The organism is Paracoccus sp. S4493, assembly GCF_000967735.1.
Lineage (GTDB): Bacteria > Pseudomonadota > Alphaproteobacteria > Rhodobacterales > Rhodobacteraceae > Paracoccus > Paracoccus marcusii.
On record NZ_JXYF01000010.1, the window covers coordinates 45,673 to 65,240 of the forward strand.

Below are 19,568 nucleotides of genomic sequence, written 5' to 3' on the forward strand. Positions count from 1 at the left end.
GTCAGTGCAGCCGGTCGCTGCCCGAGGGGCGCGTCAGCTGCATCTCGACCATCTGCGTCAGCTCGGTCAGCGTGAACGGCTTGGCCAGGAACGATGCGTCGGCGATGGGCACCTGCCCATCCACGAAGATGTCCTCGGTATATCCGGACATGAAGATGACCTTGGCGGAAGGCAGCATCCGCCGCCCCTCGCGGACCCAGGTGGGGCCGTCCATGCCGGGCATCACGACATCGGTGACGAAGATATCGACCGGACCGTCGCGCCCTTCCAGAAGGCTCAGCGCGGCCTCTCCCGATCCGGCCTCAAGGACGTCATACCCCTTCAGCTTTAGGGCACGTGCGGCAAACGCGCGGACCGGCGCCTCGTCCTCGACCAGCAGCACGGTCGCCTTGGGGCCGGTCTGCAGCTGCGGGGTGGGCCGGGGGGCCGAACGCGCGGCGGGAACCGCCGCGATCTGGGCGCGGGCATGGGCCGGGAAATAGAGCGAGAAGGTCGTCCCTTCGCTCATCACGCTGTCACAGAAGATGAAACCGCCGGTCTGCTTGACGATGCCATAGGCCGTCGACAGGCCCAGTCCCGTCCCCTCGCCCGTGCGCTTGGTGGTGAAGAACGGCTCGAAGATCTTGCCAAGATGATCCGGCGCGATGCCGCAGCCGTGGTCGCGCACGATGATGCGGACATAGTCGCCCTTGGGCAGCGTGACCTGGTCACGGGTCATCGCCTCGGCCAGGTGAAGGTTTTCGGTGCGCACGGTGATGTCGCCGCCTTGCGGCATGGCATCGCGGGCGTTGACGACGAGGTTCATGATGACCTGCTCCAGTTGCCGCTTGTCGGCGCGGATGGCGCGCAGCGCCGGATCGTAGGTGATGGTCAGGCCCACCCGTTCCCCCACCAGCCGGTTCAGCAGGTGGGTCAGGTCGGCCAGCGTGTCGCGCAGGTCCAGCGTCTCCAGCCGCAGCGTCTGCTTGCGCGAGAACGCCAGCAGCTGTCCGACCAGCGCCGCAGCGCGGTTGGCGTTCTGGCTGATCTGGTCCAGGTCGGCATAATCCGGATCGCCCTTGTCGCGTTTGAGCATCAGCAGGTCGCAATGTCCGCTGATCGCGGTCAGCAGGTTGTTGAAATCATGCGCGACGCCGCCTGCCAGTTGGCCGATGGCCTGCATCTTCTGGCTTTGCACGAACTGCGCCTCCAGCGTCTTGAGGGCGCTGGCATCGGTCAGCACGGCGATCATGCGGCCAGCCTCTGCCGGGTCGCGCGCCAGCGACAGCTGGAAATAGCGGTCGCGCATCTCTCCCTGGCGACTGTCGGGATGGCGCAGGCGCAGCATTTCCGTTCCGTTGGTGGCGCGCCCGGCGCACATGTCGGAAAGCCAGTCTGCCAACGGGCGCCCCGGCCCTTCCAGCAGTTCGGCCAGGTTCTGGCCCTCGTCCGACAGCATGCCGTCCAGCAGGTGACGCGCGGCGGCATTGGCGCGGCAGATGCGGCCATCAGTCGCCAGACGCAGCAGCGCGACGGGAATGGCGTCGAAATCATCGGCGGGGGGCTGGTCCTCCTCCATCGCCAGGGCCAGCTCGAACCCGTCAGGCTGGACCCCGGCGCGGTGCAGCGACCAGATCTGCAGCGGCGCGTCGGGCAGGCAGGACAGCGACAGGATCTCTCCCTCGGCCAGTTCCAGATCGGCATTGCCCACCCGCAGCGCACGGGCGGTCAGGTCGGCCAGCTGCCCTTCGGCATCGGCCCGCAGGCGCGCGATCAGCGACAGGACCGGGCGACCGGTCAGGTCCTCGAACTCGGTCCGGGCGGCCTCGTTCTGGAACAGCACCTGGCCGCGGGCATCGCACATCCAGATCGGGTCGGCGGCTGTCGCCACCTCTCCCCTGATGGCGCGCAGGGCCTTGCGGGCCGATAGTCCGCGCGCCAGGTGACCCACGGCGACCGCGCCCCCCAGCAGGTACCACGCCACCGCGACCGTCGAGGCAAGGACGGCCGCCGTTCCGGTCGCGGCGCCCGGTCGCGCTATCAGCACGGCCGCCCCCAGCACCATCGGCGCCAGCAGCAGCGGCAGCGCCGCCAGCGCCCCGCGCGGCAGGCCCGCCTGTTCGTCAAGATGCGCCATCGCGAATCGTCCCTTGTTCCGTCCGATCCTGCCCAGGATAGCGTGGCTTTGTTTAAATTTGCGTTAACCCTGTCGCAGCTGGGCCAGAAAGAACCCGTCGCCCCCGGTCAGGGGTGTCCATGCGTGCTGGTCGACGCGCTGGAAACCGGGATGGCGCGACAGGAACGCGTCCACCTGATCGCCGTTCTCGGCCTCAAGAACGGAACAGGTCATGTAGGCCAGCAGACCGCCGGGCGCGACCAGTGCCGCCACCTGATCCAAGATGCGGGCCTGCAGCGCTACGAGGTCGCTCAACTGCGCCGCGGTTAGACGCCATTTCGCGTCGGGCGTCCGCCGCCATGTCCCTGATCCTGAACAGGGAACGTCGGCGACCACCAGGTCGAACGTTCCGCGCGGCTGCGTCTGGATCTGGACCTTGGCCCCCGCGCGGGCGGCACGGGCGGGCAGATCGGCCATGCGGGCCGGGGCCACGTCATGGGCGGACACCTGAATGCCCGGCTGCCGCGCAGCCAGGGCCAGCGCCTTGCCGCCGCCCCCCGCGCAATAGTCTAGGACCCTCAGGCCGGGCGCCAATGGCAGCCGCGCGCAGGCCATCTGCGGCGACAGGTCCTGCAGCTCGACCAGGCCGTCCAGATAGGCGCTGGACCGCGCGACCAGGCGGTCGCCCGTCACGACCCGCAGGGCCGATGCAAGCTGGGGCGCGGCCTCGACCGTGATCCCGTCGGCGGCCAGCACCGCCGCCGCCTGCTCGGGCGTCGCGCGCGACCCGTTCACGCGCAGCCAGACCGGCGCACGCTGCGTCATGGCTAGCGCCACGGCATCGGCCTGATCGCCCAGGGCCTGCCGCCAGGCCGGGCGCAACCAGTCGGGCAGGTCGTCGGGCAGCGGGTCGGGGGGAACCACGGCGGCCTCGGCCTCCGTCAGGGGTGACGGGGCGTGGCCCTCTCCGGTGAAGATCGCGTCCAGCGACGGGCCGGATTGGCGGACATGGCCGATCATCAGCCCCCGCCCCGTCAGACCCCCGCCCAAGGCGGCAAGACTGTCGCGCTGTCGCAGGGCACCGAAGACCAGATCGCGCAGGGCGGCCCTGTCGCCCGACCCGGCAAAGCGCCTGGCACGCGACCAGCGCAACAGCGCCTGTTCCGCGGGGCTGCCGGCAAGGATCTGGTCCAGAACGGTGATGGCGGCGCTCATGCGGGCGGCGGGCGTCACGATGTCGCCCGTCCGGAAAGGGTGTGATGGGTCATGGGTGCCCTTGGCTGATCTGTCAGGTCATCGGCCTATCATGATGACGTAGGACCGGGCCAGCCCCATCAGCATTCCTGACGGTGTCGATCAGATAATCGAAATTTACCTGATGCGTCGACCAAGCTACTGTCCAGCCATGACGAATCGGCCGCGATGCGACCGGTCCGCGGCATGCCGCCGGATCGCCCGCATGGCCCGCAAGATGGAGATGATGATGGACGGCAACCCGATGAACAGCGCCGGCAAATGCCCGGTGATGCATGGCAGCCATACCTCGACCGCAGCGTCGAACACCGACTGGTGGCCCAGTGCGCTGAATTTCGACATCCTGCACCAGCATGACCGCAAGACGAACCCGCTTGGCCCCGAATTCAACTATCGCGAACAGCTGAAGTCGCTGGACGTCGAGGCGCTGAAGAACGACATCCGCGCCCTGATGACCGACAGCCAGGAGTGGTGGCCCGCCGACTGGGGCAGCTATGTCGGCATGTTCGCGCGCGTCACCTGGCACGCGGCGGGGTCCTATCGCCTTGGCGACGGTCGGGGCGGTGCGGGCACCGGCAACCAGCGTTTCGCGCCGCTGAACAGCTGGCCCGACAACAACAACACTGACAAGGGCCGCCGCCTGCTGTGGCCGATCAAGAAGAAGTACGGCAACAAGATCAGCTGGGCCGACCTGATCGTGCTGGCCGGGACCATAGCCTATGAGCAGGCAGGCCTGAAGACCTTCGGCTTTGCCTTTGGCCGCGAGGACATCTGGCATCCCGAGAAGGACATCTACTGGGGCGCCGAAAAGGAGTTCCTGGAGGGGTCTGAAAGCCGCTATGCGGACGTGACCAAGCCCGACACGATGGAGAACCCGCTGGCCGCCGTGCAGATGGGCCTGATCTACGTGAACCCCGAGGGCGTGAACGGTCAGCCCGACCCGGCGGCCACCGCCCAGCACATCCGCGAGACCTTTGCCCGGATGGCCATGAACGACGAGGAGACCGTCGCCCTGACCGCCGGCGGCCACACCATCGGCAAGAGCCACGGCAACGGCCGGGCCGAGAACATGGGCGCCGAGCCAGAAGGCGCGGCGCTGCACGAGCAGGGCCTGGGCTGGAACGCGCAGGAAGGCCGCCGCGGCATCGGCCGCGACCAGATGGTCAGCGGCATCGAGGGCGCCTGGACCAGCAACCCCACCAAGTGGGACATGGGCTATTTCGACATGCTGTTCGGCCATGAGTGGGAGCTGCGCAAGTCGCCCGCAGGCGCCTGGCAGTGGGAGCCCGTGGACATCAAGCCCGAGGACATGCCCGCCGATGTCGAGGATCCGTCGATCCGGACCATGCCGATCATGACCGACGCGGACATGGCGATGAAGGTGGACCCCGTCTATCGCGCCATCTGCGAGAAGTTCATCGCCGATCCGGCCAGCTTCGACGACGCCTTCGCCCGCGCCTGGTTCAAGCTGACCCACCGCGACATGGGTCCCAAGGCACGCTATGTCGGGCCCGACGTGCCGTCCGAGGACCTGATCTGGCAGGACCCGGTTCCCGCCGGCCGGACCGATTACGACGTCGAGGGCCTCAAGGCGCGGATCGCGGCGACCGACCTGACCGTGGCCGAGATGGTGGCCACGGCCTGGGACAGCGCGCGGACCTTCCGCGGGTCCGACCTGCGCGGCGGTGCCAACGGCGCCCGCATCCGTCTGGCCCCGCAGAAGGACTGGGCCGGCAACGAACCCGAGCGTCTGGCCCGCGTCCTGTCCGTCCTGCAGCCCATCGCCGATGAGGCCGGCGTCCCCCTGGCCGATGTCATCGTGCTGGCCGGCAATGTCGGCATCGAGAAGGCCGCACAGGCGGCGGGCCACGCGATCACCGTGCCCTTTGCCCCCGGCCGCGGCGACGCGACCGACGAGCAGACCGACGCGGCATCCTTCGACGCGCTGGAGCCGGTGCATGACGGGTTCCGCAACTGGCTGAAGGCCGATTTCGCCGTCAACGCCGAGGAACTGCTGCTGGATCGTGCGCAGTTGCTGGGCCTGACCGCGGCCGAGATGACCGTTCTTCTGGGCGGGCTGCGGGTGATCGGCGCCAACCATGGCGGGTCCAAGCTGGGCGTGCTGACCGACCGCGAAGGCGCGCTGACGCAGGACTTCTTCGTCAACCTGACGGACATGGCCAACCGCTGGACCAAAGCCCAAGGCGACGCCGAGGTCTATGAGATCCGCGACCGCAAGACTGACGCCGTCCGCTGGCAGGCGTCGCGCGTGGACGTAACCGTGGGCTCGAACTCGATCCTGCGCAGCTATGCCGAGGTCTATGCTCAGGACGACAACGCCGAGAAGTTCGTCCGTGATTTCGTCGCCGCCTGGGTCAAGGTGATGAACGCCGACCGCTTCGACATCGCGGCCTGATCCGGCAGGGGCGCATCCGTGCGCCCCGACCGACCATGACAAAGGCGGCCCCCTTGCGGGGGCCGCCTTTTCGCTGTGAGGCCGATATTCAGCCCAGACGGTAGTTCGGGCTTTCGCGCGTGATCTGCACGTCGTGGACGTGGCTTTCCTTCAGTCCTGCCCCGGTGATGCGGACGAACTGGCAGTTGGTGCGCATCTCGGCGACTGTGGCGCAGCCGGTATAGCCCATCGCGGCGCGCAGGCCGCCGACCAGCTGGTGCACCACGGCGTTGGCCGTCCCCTTGTAGGGCACCTGCCCCTCGATCCCCTCGGGGACCAGCTTGTCGCTGGCCGCGTCCTTCTGGAAATAGCGGTCGGCCGATCCGCGCGCCATCGCGCCCAGCGAGCCCATCCCGCGATAGGACTTGAAGCTGCGGCCCTGGTACAGGATCACCTCCCCGGGGCTTTCGTCGGTGCCGGCGATGGCGCTGCCGACCATGGCACAGCTGGCGCCCGCGGCGATGGCCTTGGCGAAATCGCCGCTGAATTTGATCCCGCCGTCAGCGATGATCGGGATGTCGCCCGCACCGGCCACGGCATCCATGATCGCGGTCAGCTGCGGCACTCCCACGCCCGCCACGATCCGCGTGGTGCAGATCGAGCCCGGCCCGATGCCGACCTTGACCGCATCCGCGCCTGCGCCGATCAGCGCGCGCGTGGCCTCGGTCGTGGCGACGTTGCCGGCAACCACCTGCACGCCCTCGCGGAACGCCTTGACCCGTTCGACTGCGCGCGCGACGCCTGCGGAATGGCCGTGGGCCGTGTCGATCACGACCATGTCCACGCCGGCCTCGATCAGCGCGCAGCTGCGCTCGAAGCCTTCGTCGCCCACGGTGGAGGCTGCCGCCACGCGCAGGCGGCCCAGGTCGTCCTTGCAGGCCTGCGGGTTCAGCACGGCCTTTTCGGTATCCTTCAACGTCAGAAGGCCGGTCAGCTTGCCCGACCCGTCGGTGACCAGCAGCTTTTCGATCCGGCGCGCCTTCATCAGGCTGATCGCCTCGGCCCGGTCGGCCGGTTCGCGCAGGATGGCCAGGTTGTCCGACGACATCATGGCTCGCACCGGGGTGCGCATGTCGCTGGCGAACCGCATGTCGCGGTTGGTCACGATCCCCAGCACGCGCCCGTCCGCATCGACGACCGGAAAGCCGGTGACGTTGTATCGGTCCTGCAGCGCCTTGGCATCGGCCAGGGTCTGGTCCGGCGTCAGGGTGATCGGGTTGTAGACGATGCCGCTCTCGAACCGCTTGACGCGGCGGACCTCGTCAGCCTGCTGCTCGGTCGTCAGGTTGCGGTGGATCACGCCCATGCCGCCGGCCTGCGCCATCGCGATGGCCATGCGGCTTTCGGTGACCGTGTCCATGGCGGATGACAGCAGCGGAATGTTCATCCGGATCGACCGGGTGACATGGGTGGTCACGTCAGCGGTCGAGGGAAGCACCGTCGATGCTGCCGGAACCAGAAGAACGTCGTCGAATGTGAGGGCCTCACGAATCTGCATGGGGGGTGTCCTTGCGGCAATCTCGTTTGGCAGTTTCCCCTTTCACGCCCTGTCCGCTTTGTCCAGCCCGCACGCGGGCGTTGCACGGACGACACGGCATACGGGCAGACATGACGCGGACGTCACGTCAGCGTGTTTGGGTAATTGATCGATAACGTTCGTGCGCTACGGTGGGTTCAGGGGGCGGTTCGCCCGACCGAGGGAGGATGACATGAAATTCGCAATCACGAGCATGGCCGCGCTGCTGGCGGGAACCGCGCCATTGCTGGCCGGGGGGATCGAACGCGCGCCCCAGTCACTGAACATCCTGTTCGAACAGGGCAATTACGCGGAACTCAGCTTCGGCGGCGCCGACCCGACCGTCGAAGGCCCGGACAGCCCCCCCGTGGGCGCACCGATCCCGCAGCGTGATACGGGTGACGTGGCAAACGGCTATGGGTTCGTTGGCCTGGGCTACAAGCACCAGTTCAACGACGCGCTGTCGGCCGCATTGATCATCGAACAGCCCTTCGGCGCGGACGTGACCTACACCCCTGCCGCCGACGGGGGATCGTTCCTGCTGGGCGGCACCCGCGCGCGCGTCGATTCGACGACCGTGACCGCCCTGATGCGCTACAAGCTGCCCAACAACCTGTCCTTCCATGGCGGCCTGCGCGGCTCGCGCGCCGATGCCGAAGTGACGCTGAGCGGCGCGGCCTATGGTCCGATCAGCGGCTACAACGTGCAGTTGGACCAGGACTGGGGCGTCGGCTTCGTGGTCGGTGCGGCCTATGAGATTCCCGACATCGCGGGTCGCGTCTCGCTGACCTACAATTCCAAGGTCGAACATCAGTTCGACACGGTCGAGAGCGTGAACGGCACCATCCTGGGACGTTCCACCACGACCGTCGACACCCCGGAATCGCTGACCCTCGAAGCGCAGACCGGCGTCGCTGCGGACACGCTGGTCTTCGGCAGCATCCGCTGGGTCAACTGGTCGGAATTCACCGTGAACCCGCGCATCTTCTCCCGCGCACCCACCGCGACGGATCCGCTGGGCTTCAACGTCACGGACGGCCTCGTGTCGCTGGAGGACACGACGACCTATACGCTCGGCGTCGGCCGCAAGTTCAACGAGACATGGTCCGGCTCCGCAGCGCTGGTCTACGAGCCCGAGAACGACGATCTGGTCTCGCCCCTGGCGCCGACCAATGGTCGCCTCGGCCTGACGCTGGCCGCCGTCTACACCATGGACAACATGAAGATCACCACGGGGATCAACTACTCCAAGCTGGGCGACGCGCGTCCCCAGACCGGCGGCGAACCCCGTGCACAGATGGAAGACAGCGACCTGCTGGGGATCGGCATCCGCATCGGCTACAGCTTCTGATCGCAGCCTGACCGTTCTTCATCACCGATCGGCCCTGTCTCCGCGACAGGGCCGTTTCTCGTTGGACGTCAACCCTGTGGCGGTGGGCGGCGACATCGTCCAAACGCCCCTGCGCGGGGGCCAGGCCGACGATGCGCAACGAACTAGCGGAATGCCGCGACGGCGGGGGGTCCGGGGGGCTGGCCCCCCGGCCTGCGCGGGACGCAGAGGGTCCTGCGCGACGCGGCGTGGTACGCCCGTGCGGTCGGCCTCTTTCCATGCCGCATGCATGCGATTACCTAGGGGCCGACCAGGGAAAGGGTATCGGATGATCTATGGCAGCGCGGATGAATGGCGGGCCGCCGCAGGCAAGCGGGTCGTGCTGTTCGGCATGTCCGGCCTGGGCAAGACCTATCTGGCCTCGATGCTGCGGGACACGGGCGACTGGTTCCACTACAGCGTCGATTACCGGATCGGCACGCGCTACATGGGCGAATACATCGCCGACAACTTCAAGCGCGAGGCGATGAAGGTCCCGTTTCTGCGCGAATTGCTGATGTCTGACAGCGTGCATATCGCCAGCAATATCACCTTCGACAACCTGGCGCCGCTGTCCACCTATCTGGGCAAGCCCGGCAGCCCGTCGCGCGGGGGACTGCCCTTCGACGCCTATTGCCAGCGCCAGGATCAACATCGCCGGGCCGAGATCGCGTCGCTTCTGGACACCCGCCATTTCATGGACCGCGCCGGCGACATCTACGGCACGCCGCATTTCGTCTGCGACAGCGGTGGCTCGATCTGCGAGGTCGTGGATCCGGACGATCCCGACGACCCGGTCCTGACCGCCCTGTCGCGCGACCTTCTGCTGGTCTGGATCAAGGGCAGCGACGCGCATACCGCCGAACTGGTCCGCCGCTTCGACCGCGCGCCGAAGCCGATGTATTACCAGCCGCAGTTCCTGGAACGCGCCTGGATCGCCTATCGCGTGGAAAAGGGGCTGGAGGCTGACCAGGTGAACCCCGACGATTTCATCCGCTGGACCTATGCCCGGGCGCTGGCGCATCGCCAGCCGCGCTATGAGGCGATGGCCCGGCGCGGCGTCACCATCCTGGCCGAGGAGGTGGCGCAGATCCGCACCCCTGACGACTTCACCGACCTGATCGCGACCGCCATCGCGCGCAAGGATAGCTGACATGCCCATCACGTTGAACGAAAGCCTGCCCGCCTATCGCATCCTGTCCCAGGAAGGGGTGATGGTCATGTCGCCGGGCCGTGCCGCGACCCAGGACATCCGTCCCCTGCGCATCGCGCTGCTGAACCTGATGCCCAAGAAGATCCAGACCGAGAACCAGTTCGCCCGGCTGATCGGCGCCACGCCGCTGCAGATCGACTTTCAGTTGATCCGCATGTCGGACCATGAAAGCCGTAACACCGCCGCCGACCACATGGAAAGCTTCTATCGACCGTTCCGCGACGTCGAGGCCAGCGGAGAGAAGTTCGACGGCCTGGTCATCACTGGCGCACCAATCGAGCATCTGCCGTTCGAGGACGTGACCTATTGGGACGAACTGACCCGCGTCTTTGCCTGGACGCAGACCCATGTGCATTCGACCTTCGGGGTCTGCTGGGGCGGCATGGCGATGGCGGCGCATTTCCACGGCCTGCCAAAGCACCCCCTGCCCGCCAAGGCGTTCGGCTGTTTCCGGCACACCAATCTGGCGCCGGCCTCGCCCTATCTGCGCGGGTTCTCGGACGAGGTGCTGGTCCCGGTCAGCCGCTGGACCGAGGTGCGTCAGGACGACGTGGACGCCCGCCCGGCGCTGACCACCCTGCTGGCCAGCGCCGATGTCGGGCCCTGCCTGCTGGCCGATCCGGGGCATCGTGCCCTTTATGTCTTCAACCATTTCGAATATGACAGCACCACGCTCAAGGAGGAATACGACCGGGACGTCGCGGCGGGGAAACCGGTGAACGTGCCCGCCAACTATTATCCCGGCGACGACCCGACGCGGGCGCCCGCGAACCGCTGGCGCAGCCATGCGCACCTGCTCTACGGTAACTGGATCAACGAGATCTATCAGACGACATGGTACGACATGTCGCGCATCGGAGAGGGCTGAGCACATGGGCGCCGAACTGCCGGACCTGCCGCTGGTGGGCAAGATCACCGCCTATCTGCAGGACGAGGCCCCGGCGCCGATCCGCAAGGCGGTTCAGAAGGGGTCGTCCAAGGACATCCTGGACCCGGACTTCCCCTACAGCGCAGAGATGCCCAAGGCCGAATACGAACCGCAGATGGCTGCATTGCAGATGCAGCTGGTTCGCATGATGCATGATGTGATCGACAGCGGAAAGCGGCTGGTGGTCCTGTTCGAGGGGCGCGACGCCGCCGGCAAGGGCGGCACGATCGAGCGCGTGCGCGAAAACCTGAACCCCCGGTCGGCCAGCATCGTGGCCCTGCCCAAGCCGAACGAGCGCGAGGCGGGCCAGTGGTATTTCCAGCGCTATGTCGACTGGCTGCCCGGCGCCGGAGAGATCGCCCTGTTCGACCGCAGCTGGTACAACCGCGGCGTGGTCGAACGGGTCTTCGGGTTTTCGACCGACACGCAGCGCGCGGCGTTCTTTCGCCAGCTGCCGGGGTTCGAACAGATGCTGGTCGACGACGGGATCATCCTGGTCAAACTGTGGCTGAACGTGGGCCGCGCCGAACAGCTGCGTCGCTTTCTGGACCGCGAAAAGGACCCGCTGAAGCAGTGGAAGCTGAGCGGCATCGACGTGGACGGTCTGGCCCGGTGGGACGACTATACCGTGGCGATCCGCGACACGCTGGCGGCGTCCCATTCGCCGATCGCGCCCTGGACCGTGATCCGGTCGGACGACAAGCGCCGCGCCCGGATCGCCGCGATCCAGACCATTCTGGGCGCGGTCGATTACGCAGGCAAGGATCCGACCGCCATCGGAACGCGCGACCCCCTGATCGCCGGCGGGCCGGAACTGCTGCGCGACTGATCTTGGCGCGCGCGCGCCCACGTGCCAAAACCCGACCGGAACATCCTGGGAGGGGATCATGGATCTGTCGAACTGCCGCGCCGTCGTGACCGGGGGCGCATCCGGCCTGGGCGCCGCCACCGCGGCGCATTTCCGCGACATGGGGGCGCAGGTCACCGTGCTGGACCGCGACCCGGCGGGGGCCGAAGCCGCATCCGCCATCGGCGCGCATTATGCCGTGACCGACGTCACCGACGAGGCCAGCGTGACGGCGGCGCTGGATCATGCCGTGGCGCGGATGGGGGGCATTGATGTCTGCGTGAACTGCGCGGGCGTGGTGGTGGGCGAAAAGACCTTGGGCCGCGACGGTCCGCACCGTCTGGACAGCTTTCGCCGCACGATCGAGGTCAACCTGATCGGCAGCTTCAACGTGCTGCGCCTGGCCGCCGAACGCATGGCCGCGAAGGGGCGTACCCAGAACGGCGTGATCGTGAACACGGCGTCCATCGCCGCCTTTGACGGGCAGAAGGGCCAGGCCGCCTATGCCGCCTCCAAGGCCGGGATCGCGGGCATGACGCTGCCGCTGGCGCGCGATCTGGCGGGACAGGGCATCCGCGTCTGCGCCATCGCACCCGGCATCTTTGGCACGCCCATGCTAAAGGGCCTGCCCGCGGACGTGCAGGACAGCCTGGCGGCCGAGGTGACCTATCCCAAGCGGCTTGGCGATCCGACCGAATTCGCGCGGACCTGCGCCTTCATCGTCCAGAACGACTATCTGAACGGAGAGACGATCCGCGTCGACGGCGCGTTGCGGATGCGCTAGGCACACAGGCCCATCACGGGCGCGCGAAACCCTTGCGTGCGCCCGCAGCCCGCCTTAGCGTTGTCGCAAATCCGACAACAGAGAGGCCAGTTTTCATGCGCTTGCTGACCACCACCATCCTGGCCGCGGCGGCCCTGCCCGCCTATGCCGCCGACCGCGAACTGACGGTTTTCGATTGGGCCGGGTTCGAGGAGCCCTCGATCTTCCAGGCCTATGTAGACAAGCACGGCGACAGCCCGACCTATGCCTTCTACGGCGATGACGACGAAGCGTTCCAGAAGGTCGCGTCGGGTTTCAAGGCGGACGTGATCCACCCCTGCAGCCAGATGGTCGGCAAGTACCGCGATGCCGGTTTGATCGAGCCTTGGGACACGTCGCGCATCCCGAACTTCGAGCAGATCGAGGAGCGATTCTTGGACAGCGAGGTCTTCCGCGACGATCAGGGCGTGTGGTTCATCCCGACCGACTGGGGCGCGACCGCCATCGCCTACAACACCGAGACCGTCCCGGCCGAGGACGTGGCCAGCCTTGGCGTCTTCACCAACCCGAAATACCAGGGCCGCACCTCGCTGCCCGACAGTTCGGATGATGTCTGGGCGCTGGCCTATCTGGCGACCGGCGTGACCGACTGGTCCGAGGTGACCGACGAACAGTTCCAGGCCGCCGCCGCCTGGCTGCGCGAGGCGCATGTCAATGTCGCGGCCTACTGGGCCGACCCGTCCGAGCAGGCACAGCTGATGGCGTCGGGTGCGGTGGACGTGGCCTGGTCGTGGAACGACGGTGTCGTCTATCTGCAGGCCGACAACTATCCGGTGGGCTTTCAGCGTGAGCCGGCGGAAGGGTCGTCGACCTTCTTCTGCGGCTACGTGAACGTCAAGGACGGTCCGGGCAGCGAAGACAAGGCCTATGACTTCATCAATGCCTGGCTGGAGCCGTCGGCTGCCAAGGCGCTGCTGGACACGATCGGTTATGGCCATACCTCGGCCGCGGCCATGGCGACCATTGCCGACGAACCCGCCGTCGCCGAAGGTCTGGCCGAGATCGACGCACCCGTCCTGGCCCAGACCCCGAATGACCCCGAACTGCGTCAGCGCCAGTTGGCCGAGTTCGAGAAGATCAAGGCTGGCTTCTGATCCCGGTCAGGGACCGCGCATGAAACCTGTCAGGGGGCGATCACGATGTGGTCGCCCTGCTGCATGATCGGGACCGCATCCAGCCCGCATTCCGCACCGGCCACGACGCTGCCGGTCGACTTGTCGAAGCTTGCGCCATGTGCGGTGCACAGCAGCCGCAATCCATCCGCCGAAAGCAGCGTATCGCCGCGGTAATCCAGCGGCAGGTACTGATGGGGACAGGCGTTCACATAGGCACGCAGCACGTCGCCGTCGCGCAGCACGATCATCGGGAACGACCCTCGGTCGGTCGTGACGGTCAGCGGATGGACGCCGGTGATCCCGGTCGCCGCGCAGACGCGCGTGCCGGGCGCCGGGGCGCTGCTGTAATCGGTCCACGCCATGATCATCGGCGCGGCGGCCTCCCCGCCGCCGCGCCGCTCCTCCCTACTGGGCCGGGGTGGCGTCGAGAACGCCGCGCCGGATCTGGTCTTCCTCGATGGATTCGAACAGGGCGCGGAAATTGCCCTCTCCGAACCCATCGTCGCCCTTGCGCTGGATGAACTCGAAGAAGATCGGCCCGATCACCGTCTTCGAGAAGATCTGCAGCAGGATGCGTGTCTCTCCGCCACCCACGACGCCTTCGCCGTCGATCAGGATGCCGCGCGCCTTCATGCGGTCCAGCGGTTCGTCATGGTCCTTCACGCGGCGGTGCGACATCTCGTAATAGGTGTCGGGGGGGCCGGGCATGAACTCCATCCCGGCCTCGGCAATGCGGTCGGTCCCGGCATAGATGTCGTTCGATGCGATGGCGATGTGCTGGATGCCCTCACCCTTGTATTCGCGCAGGTATTCCTCGATCTGGCTGTGATCGTCGGTGCTCTCGTTGATCGGGATGCGTATCTTGCCGCAGGGCGATGTCAGGGCGCGGCTGACCAGACCGGTCTGCTTGCCCTTGATGTCGAAGAAGCGGATCTCGCGGAAGTTGAACGTGTCGTGATAGAATTTGTACCACGTGTCCATGTTGCCGCGGATCACGTTGTGGGTCAGGTGATCCAAATATAAGAAGCCGAACCCTTCGGGACGCGGGTCGGCCTCGCCGATCCAGTCGTAATCCGCGTCATAGGCACTGCCCGCGTCCCCATAGCGGTCGATGAAATACAAAAGCGACCCGCCGATCCCCAGGACAGCCGGCGCCTCGATCGACTTGCCAGGGCCGGTATATTCGGTGGTGCCAAGTTCCAGCGCGCGCTTCAGGGCGACCTGCGCGTCCACCACCCGCCACGCCATGGCCGGCGCGCAGGGGCCGTGTTCCGCGACAAAGCCGGCTGCATGGCTGTCCGCCTCGGCATTCAGCAGATAGTTGATGTCGCCCTGGCGATAGAGCGTGATCGCCTTGGTCTTGTGGGTCGCCACGGGGGCGAACCCCATCTGCCGGAAGATGCGGTCCAGCACGGCCGGGTCCGGATGGGCGTATTCGACAAACTCGAACCCGTCCGTTCCCGCGGGGTTGGCGGCACTGATCTTGGCCTTGGGGGCATCGTGGGGAAAGGGTCCCATGGCATTCCTCCTGCTTGTTGCCACCATGATGCGCGCGGGCCGCTGCAATGTGCTTGCAAAGAGGATCGCCAAGCGGTCAAAATTGCACGAAACGCGCATCGATGGCGCAAATGATGCACGGGTGATGCATGGATCGGTTCGACAGTGCAATCCTGGCTGCCCTGCAGCGCGCCGGGGCCCTCAGCAACGCCGCTTTGGCACAGGTCGTGGGGCTGTCTGCCAGCCAGATCTCGCGCAGGCGCGCGGCCCTGGAGGAGGCCGGCGTGATCGAGGGCTATGCCGCGCGGCTTTCGGCCGCCAAGCTGGGGCACGGGTTCCGGGCGGTGATCCGCGTCAACCTGCGCGGCCATGGCCAAGGGCGCGAGGACGAATTCGCCCGCTTCGTGACGGCACAGCCGATGATCCGGCAGGCGTTCTCGGTATCCGGCGATGCCGATTACGTTCTGGACGTGCGCGCCCGCGACCTGGAGGCCTTTGCCGATTTCGTCCATCGCCACCTGCTGCCACACCCGCAGGTGGCGCAGGTCCGCTCCGAGATCGTTCTGAAGACACTCAAGGACGAAGGCGGCGTTCCGGTCTGACCATGCGCCTGACTCATGATCTTGTCGAATACTATGAATTTGCCGATGGGACGCGGAACGCCTATATCACAGGCTGAAACCGAAAGGCCTGATCCCATGTCCCTGCCCCCATCCCCCGCCTTTGCGGCCCTGAACAAGGCCGCATCCGAACGCATCCTGATCCTGGACGGCGCGATGGGCACGCAGATCCAGGCCCTTGGCCTGGGAGAGGACGACTATACCGGCCACGGATCCGGTCATGTCTGCCGTCATCACACCGACCACCCCCAGCAGGGCAACAACGACCTGCTGATCCTGACCCAGCCCGAGGCGGTCGAGGAGATCCATTACCGCTATGCGATGGCCGGCGCCGACATCGTCGAGACCAATACATTTTCCGCGACCACCATTGCGCAGGCCGATTATGGTCTGGGCGAGGCGGTCCACGACCTGAACGTCGAGGGTGCCCGCGTCGTCCGCCGTGCACTGGACCGCGCGACGGCCCAGGACGGGCGGGCCCGTTTCGTCGCAGGCGCCATCGGGCCGACGAACCGCACAGCCTCGATGAGCCCGGACGTCAACGACCCCGGATACCGCGCCGTGACGTTCGAGGATCTGCGCGCCGCCTATCTGCAGCAGGCCAAGGGTCTGATCGCCGGCGGTGCCGACATCTTGCTGATCGAGACGATCTTCGATACGCTGAACGCCAAGGCGGCGATCTTTGCCTGCATCCAGGCGATGGAGGATCACGGCCAGCGTCTTCCCATGATGATCTCGGGCACGATCACCGACGCGTCGGGGCGCACCCTGTCGGGCCAGACGCCGACCGCGTTCTGGCATTCGGTCCGCCATGCGAACCCCTGGACCATCGGCCTGAACTGCGCGCTTGGTGCCTCGGCCATGCGGCCGCATCTGGTCGAGCTGTCGGGCGTGGCCGACACGCTGATCTGTGCCTATCCCAATGCCGGCCTGCCCAACGCCTTCGGCCAGTATGACGAAGGCCCCCATGACACCGCCCCGCAGGTCGCCGAATTCGCGCGCGCGGGGCTGGTCAACGTGGTTGGCGGCTGCTGCGGCACCACGCCCGATCATATCCGCGCCATCGCCGATGCCGTGGCCCCCTTCGCCCCCAGAAAGGTGCCCGCCTATGCCTGATCGTTATTTGCGCTTGTCGGGGCTGGAGCCCTTTGTCCTGACGCCCGACATCCCCTTCGTGAACGTGGGCGAACGCACCAACGTCACCGGCTCCGCCCGTTTCCGAAAGCTGATCAAGGAGCGCGACTATGCCACCGCCCTGGAGGTCGCCCGCGATCAGGTCGAGAACGGCGCCCAGATCATCGACATCAACATGGATGAGGGCCTGATCGATTCAAAGGCCGCGATGGTCGAATACCTGAACCTGCTGGCGGCCGAACCCGACATCGCGCGCGTGCCGATCATGATCGACAGCTCCAAATGGGAGGTGATCGAGGCCGGCCTGCAATGCGTGCAGGGCAAGCCGGTCGTCAACTCGATCAGCATGAAGGAGGGCGAGGAGCAGTTCCGCCATCAGGCGCGACTGTGCCTGGCCTATGGCGCGGCGGTCGTGGTCATGGCCTTCGACGAGCAGGGCCAGGCCGACACCGCCGCCCGCAAGATCGAGATCTGCCAGCGCGCCTACGACATCCTGGTGAACGAGGTCGGCTTTCCGCCCGAGGACATCATCTTCGACCCCAACATCTTCGCGGTGGCCACGGGCATCGAGGAGCACAACAACTACGGCGTCGACTTCATCGAGGCGACGCGCTGGATTCGCCAGAACCTGCCCCATGCGCATGTGTCGGGCGGCGTGTCGAACCTGTCCTTCAGCTTCCGCGGCAACGAACCGGTGCGTGAGGCGATGCATGCCGTGTTCCTCTATCATGCCATCAAGGCGGGGATGGATATGGGCATCGTGAATGCGGGCCAGCTGGCCGTCTATGACCAGATCGACCCGGATCTGCGCGAGGCCTGCGAGGATGTCGTCCTGAACCGCCGCCCCGACGGCACCGAACGCCTGCTGGAGATCGCCGAGCGGTTCCGCGGCGACGGTCAGGGGGCCAAGCGCGAAAAGGACCTGTCCTGGCGCGAATGGCCGCTGGACAAGCGGCTGGAACATGCACTGGTCAACGGCATCACCGAATATATCGAGGCCGACACCGAAGAGGCCCGGCAGGCTGCCGAACGTCCGCTGCACGTGATTGAAGGCCCCCTGATGGCGGGGATGAACGTGGTGGGCGACCTGTTCGGCGCGGGCAAGATGTTCCTGCCGCAGGTGGTGAAATCCGCCCGCGTGATGAAGCAGGCCGTGGCCGTCCTTCTGCCCTACATGGAGGAGGAAAAGCGCCTGTCCGGCGGGACAGAACGCGAGACCGCGGGCAAGATCCTGATGGCGACCGTCAAGGGCGACGTCCATGACATCGGCAAGAACATCGTCGGCGTCGTGCTGGCTTGCAACAACTTCGAGGTCATCGACCTGGGCGTGATGGTCCCGGCGCAGAAGATCCTGCAGGTCGCCCGCGACGAGAACGTGGACATCATCGGCCTGTCCGGCCTGATCACCCCGTCCCTGGACGAGATGGTGCACTTGGCCTCCGAGATGGAGCGCGAGGGGATGGACATTCCCCTGCTGATCGGGGGCGCTACGACCTCCAAGATCCACACGGCGGTCAAGATCTCGCCCCGCTACACGCGCGGTCAGGCGGTCTATGTAACCGATGCCAGCCGGGCCGTGGGCGTCGCCTCCAACCTGCTGTCGACCGACCGCAAGGCCGCCTATGTCGACGAGATCCGGGCCGACTATGCCGCCGTCGCCGAGCGGCACGAGCGGTCCGAGGCATCGAAATCACGCCTTCCGCTGGCCAAGGCGCGCGACAATGCGCTGAAGATCGACTGGAGCGGCTATGTGCCCACCGCACCGACCTTCACCGGCGCGCGGGTGATCGAGGATTGGGACCTGGCCCAGATCGCGCGTTATATCGACTGGACGCCGTTCTTCCAGACCTGGGAGCTGAAGGGCGTCTATCCGCGCATCCTTGACGACGAAAAGCAGGGCGAGGCCGCCCGCCAGCTGTTCGCCGAGGCGCAGGAGATGCTGGCCCGGATCATCGACGGCCAATGGTTCAAGCCGCGCGCCGTGGTCGGTTTCTGGCCCGCGAACGCGGTCGGCGACGACATCCGCCTGTTCACCGGCGACGATCGGTCGGAGACGCAGGCCATGCTTCACACGCTGCGCCAGCAGGTCACCAAGCGTGGCGACCGGCCCAACGTGGCCCTGTCAGATTTCGTGGCACCCGAAGGCATCCCCGACCATGTCGGCGGTTTCGTCGTGACGGCAGGCCCCGAGGAGGCAGAGATCGCTGCACGCTATGAACGCGCCAATGACGACTACGGCGCGATCATGGTCAAGGCGCTGGCTGACCGTATCGCCGAGGCCATGGCCGAGATGCTGCACGAACGCGTGCGGCGCGACTATTGGGGCTATGCCAAGGACGAGGGCTTTGCGCCGGAGGAACTGGCGGCGGAACCCTATACCGGCATCCGTCCCGCGCCGGGCTATCCGGCCCAACCCGACCACACCGAAAAGCTGACGCTTTTCAAGTTGCTGGACGCGGAAGCTGCGACCGGCGTAACGCTGACGGAAAGCATGGCGATGTGGCCGGGATCGTCGGTTTCGGGCCTCTATATCAGCCATCCCGACAGCTATTACTTCGGCGTCGCCAAGATCGAAGAGGATCAGGCCCGCGATTACGCCGCGCGCAAGGGCTGGACCCTGAACGAGGCCGAACGTTGGCTGGCCCCGGTCCTCAACTACACCAAGCGTCAGGCGGAGGCCGACGCGGCATAGGGAAAGGCCC

General features: G+C 66.6%; 15 protein-coding genes. 10 read left to right on the forward strand and 5 right to left on the reverse strand.

What is annotated here, in order from left to right:
• Position 1 precedes the first annotated feature (1 nt).
• Both TW83_RS02720 and TW83_RS02725 read right to left on the reverse strand, forming a co-directional pair.
• Entirely contained in the window at positions 2-2,116 is a 2,115-nt protein-coding gene (locus TW83_RS02720; RefSeq protein ID WP_045981233.1) for an ATP-binding protein, read from the reverse strand.
• Between the two features lie 63 nt (positions 2,117-2,179).
• Positions 2,180-3,328 carry an RsmB/NOP family class I SAM-dependent RNA methyltransferase gene (locus TW83_RS02725; protein ID WP_045981234.1) on the reverse strand — a complete coding sequence of 383 codons (1,149 nt, stop codon included), beginning with the start codon at positions 3,326-3,328 and terminating at the stop codon, positions 2,180-2,182.
• Between the two features lie 250 nt (positions 3,329-3,578).
• Between TW83_RS02725 and katG the strand changes: the two genes are divergently transcribed.
• A complete protein-coding gene (gene katG, locus TW83_RS02730) occupies positions 3,579-5,765 on the forward strand; it encodes a catalase/peroxidase HPI (RefSeq protein WP_045981338.1) in 2,187 nt (728 codons plus the stop codon).
• An 88-nt stretch (positions 5,766-5,853) separates the two neighbouring features.
• Here the strand turns inward: katG and guaB are convergent, their stop codons facing one another.
• Complete coding sequence (guaB, locus tag TW83_RS02735) at positions 5,854-7,302, reverse strand: IMP dehydrogenase (protein WP_045981235.1); 1,449 nt, start codon at positions 7,300-7,302, stop codon at positions 5,854-5,856.
• 211 nt (positions 7,303-7,513) lie between these two features.
• Here guaB and TW83_RS02740 point away from each other — a divergent pair, with 211 nt between their 5' ends.
• The 6 genes from TW83_RS02740 to TW83_RS02765 all read left to right on the forward strand — a co-directional run bounded on the left by TW83_RS02740 (position 7,514) and on the right by TW83_RS02765 (position 13,594).
• Positions 7,514-8,671 carry an outer membrane protein transport protein gene (locus TW83_RS02740; protein ID WP_045981236.1) on the forward strand — a complete coding sequence of 386 codons (1,158 nt, stop codon included), beginning with the start codon at positions 7,514-7,516 and terminating at the stop codon, positions 8,669-8,671.
• A gap of 307 nt (positions 8,672-8,978) precedes the next feature.
• Positions 8,979-9,842 (forward strand): hypothetical protein, encoded by an 864-nt coding sequence (locus tag TW83_RS02745; RefSeq protein ID WP_045981237.1) that lies wholly within the window; start codon positions 8,979-8,981, stop codon positions 9,840-9,842.
• A gap of 1 nt (position 9,843) precedes the next feature.
• A complete protein-coding gene (gene metA, locus TW83_RS02750) occupies positions 9,844-10,770 on the forward strand; it encodes a homoserine O-succinyltransferase (protein WP_045981238.1) in 927 nt (308 codons plus the stop codon).
• Between the two features lie 4 nt (positions 10,771-10,774).
• The gene (gene ppk2, locus TW83_RS02755; RefSeq protein ID WP_045981239.1) at positions 10,775-11,659 is read left to right on the forward strand and encodes a polyphosphate kinase 2; all 885 of its coding nucleotides are present in this window, start codon (positions 10,775-10,777) and stop codon (positions 11,657-11,659) included.
• Between the two features lie 58 nt (positions 11,660-11,717).
• Entirely contained in the window at positions 11,718-12,461 is a 744-nt protein-coding gene (locus TW83_RS02760; protein ID WP_045981240.1) for an SDR family NAD(P)-dependent oxidoreductase, read from the forward strand.
• A gap of 95 nt (positions 12,462-12,556) precedes the next feature.
• Positions 12,557-13,594, forward strand: coding sequence for an extracellular solute-binding protein (locus TW83_RS02765; RefSeq protein WP_045981241.1), 1,038 nt, complete (start codon positions 12,557-12,559; stop codon positions 13,592-13,594).
• Between the two features lie 29 nt (positions 13,595-13,623).
• On the opposite strand, the gene TW83_RS02770 is transcribed toward TW83_RS02765, so the two are convergent.
• Positions 13,624-13,983 (reverse strand): Rieske 2Fe-2S domain-containing protein, encoded by a 360-nt coding sequence (locus tag TW83_RS02770; RefSeq protein WP_045981242.1) that lies wholly within the window; start codon positions 13,981-13,983, stop codon positions 13,624-13,626.
• Between the two features lie 37 nt (positions 13,984-14,020).
• Positions 14,021-15,133: a 4-hydroxyphenylpyruvate dioxygenase gene (gene hppD, locus TW83_RS02775; RefSeq protein WP_045981243.1), complete on the reverse strand. Its 1,113-nt coding sequence runs from the start codon at positions 15,131-15,133 to the stop codon at positions 14,021-14,023.
• 128 nt (positions 15,134-15,261) lie between these two features.
• Between hppD and TW83_RS02780 the strand changes: the two genes are divergently transcribed.
• The 3 genes from TW83_RS02780 (at position 15,262) to metH (ending at position 19,558) form a co-directional block, all read left to right on the forward strand.
• The gene (locus tag TW83_RS02780) at positions 15,262-15,714 is read left to right on the forward strand and encodes an Lrp/AsnC family transcriptional regulator (RefSeq protein ID WP_045981244.1); all 453 of its coding nucleotides are present in this window, start codon (positions 15,262-15,264) and stop codon (positions 15,712-15,714) included.
• A gap of 96 nt (positions 15,715-15,810) precedes the next feature.
• Positions 15,811-16,848 (forward strand): homocysteine S-methyltransferase family protein, encoded by a 1,038-nt coding sequence (locus tag TW83_RS02785; protein WP_045981245.1) that lies wholly within the window; start codon positions 15,811-15,813, stop codon positions 16,846-16,848.
• Positions 16,841-19,558 (forward strand): methionine synthase, encoded by a 2,718-nt coding sequence (gene metH / locus TW83_RS02790; RefSeq protein ID WP_045981246.1) that lies wholly within the window; start codon positions 16,841-16,843, stop codon positions 19,556-19,558. The genes TW83_RS02785 and metH overlap by 8 nt, the downstream gene beginning before the upstream one ends.
• Positions 19,559-19,568: the final 10 nt, after the last annotated feature.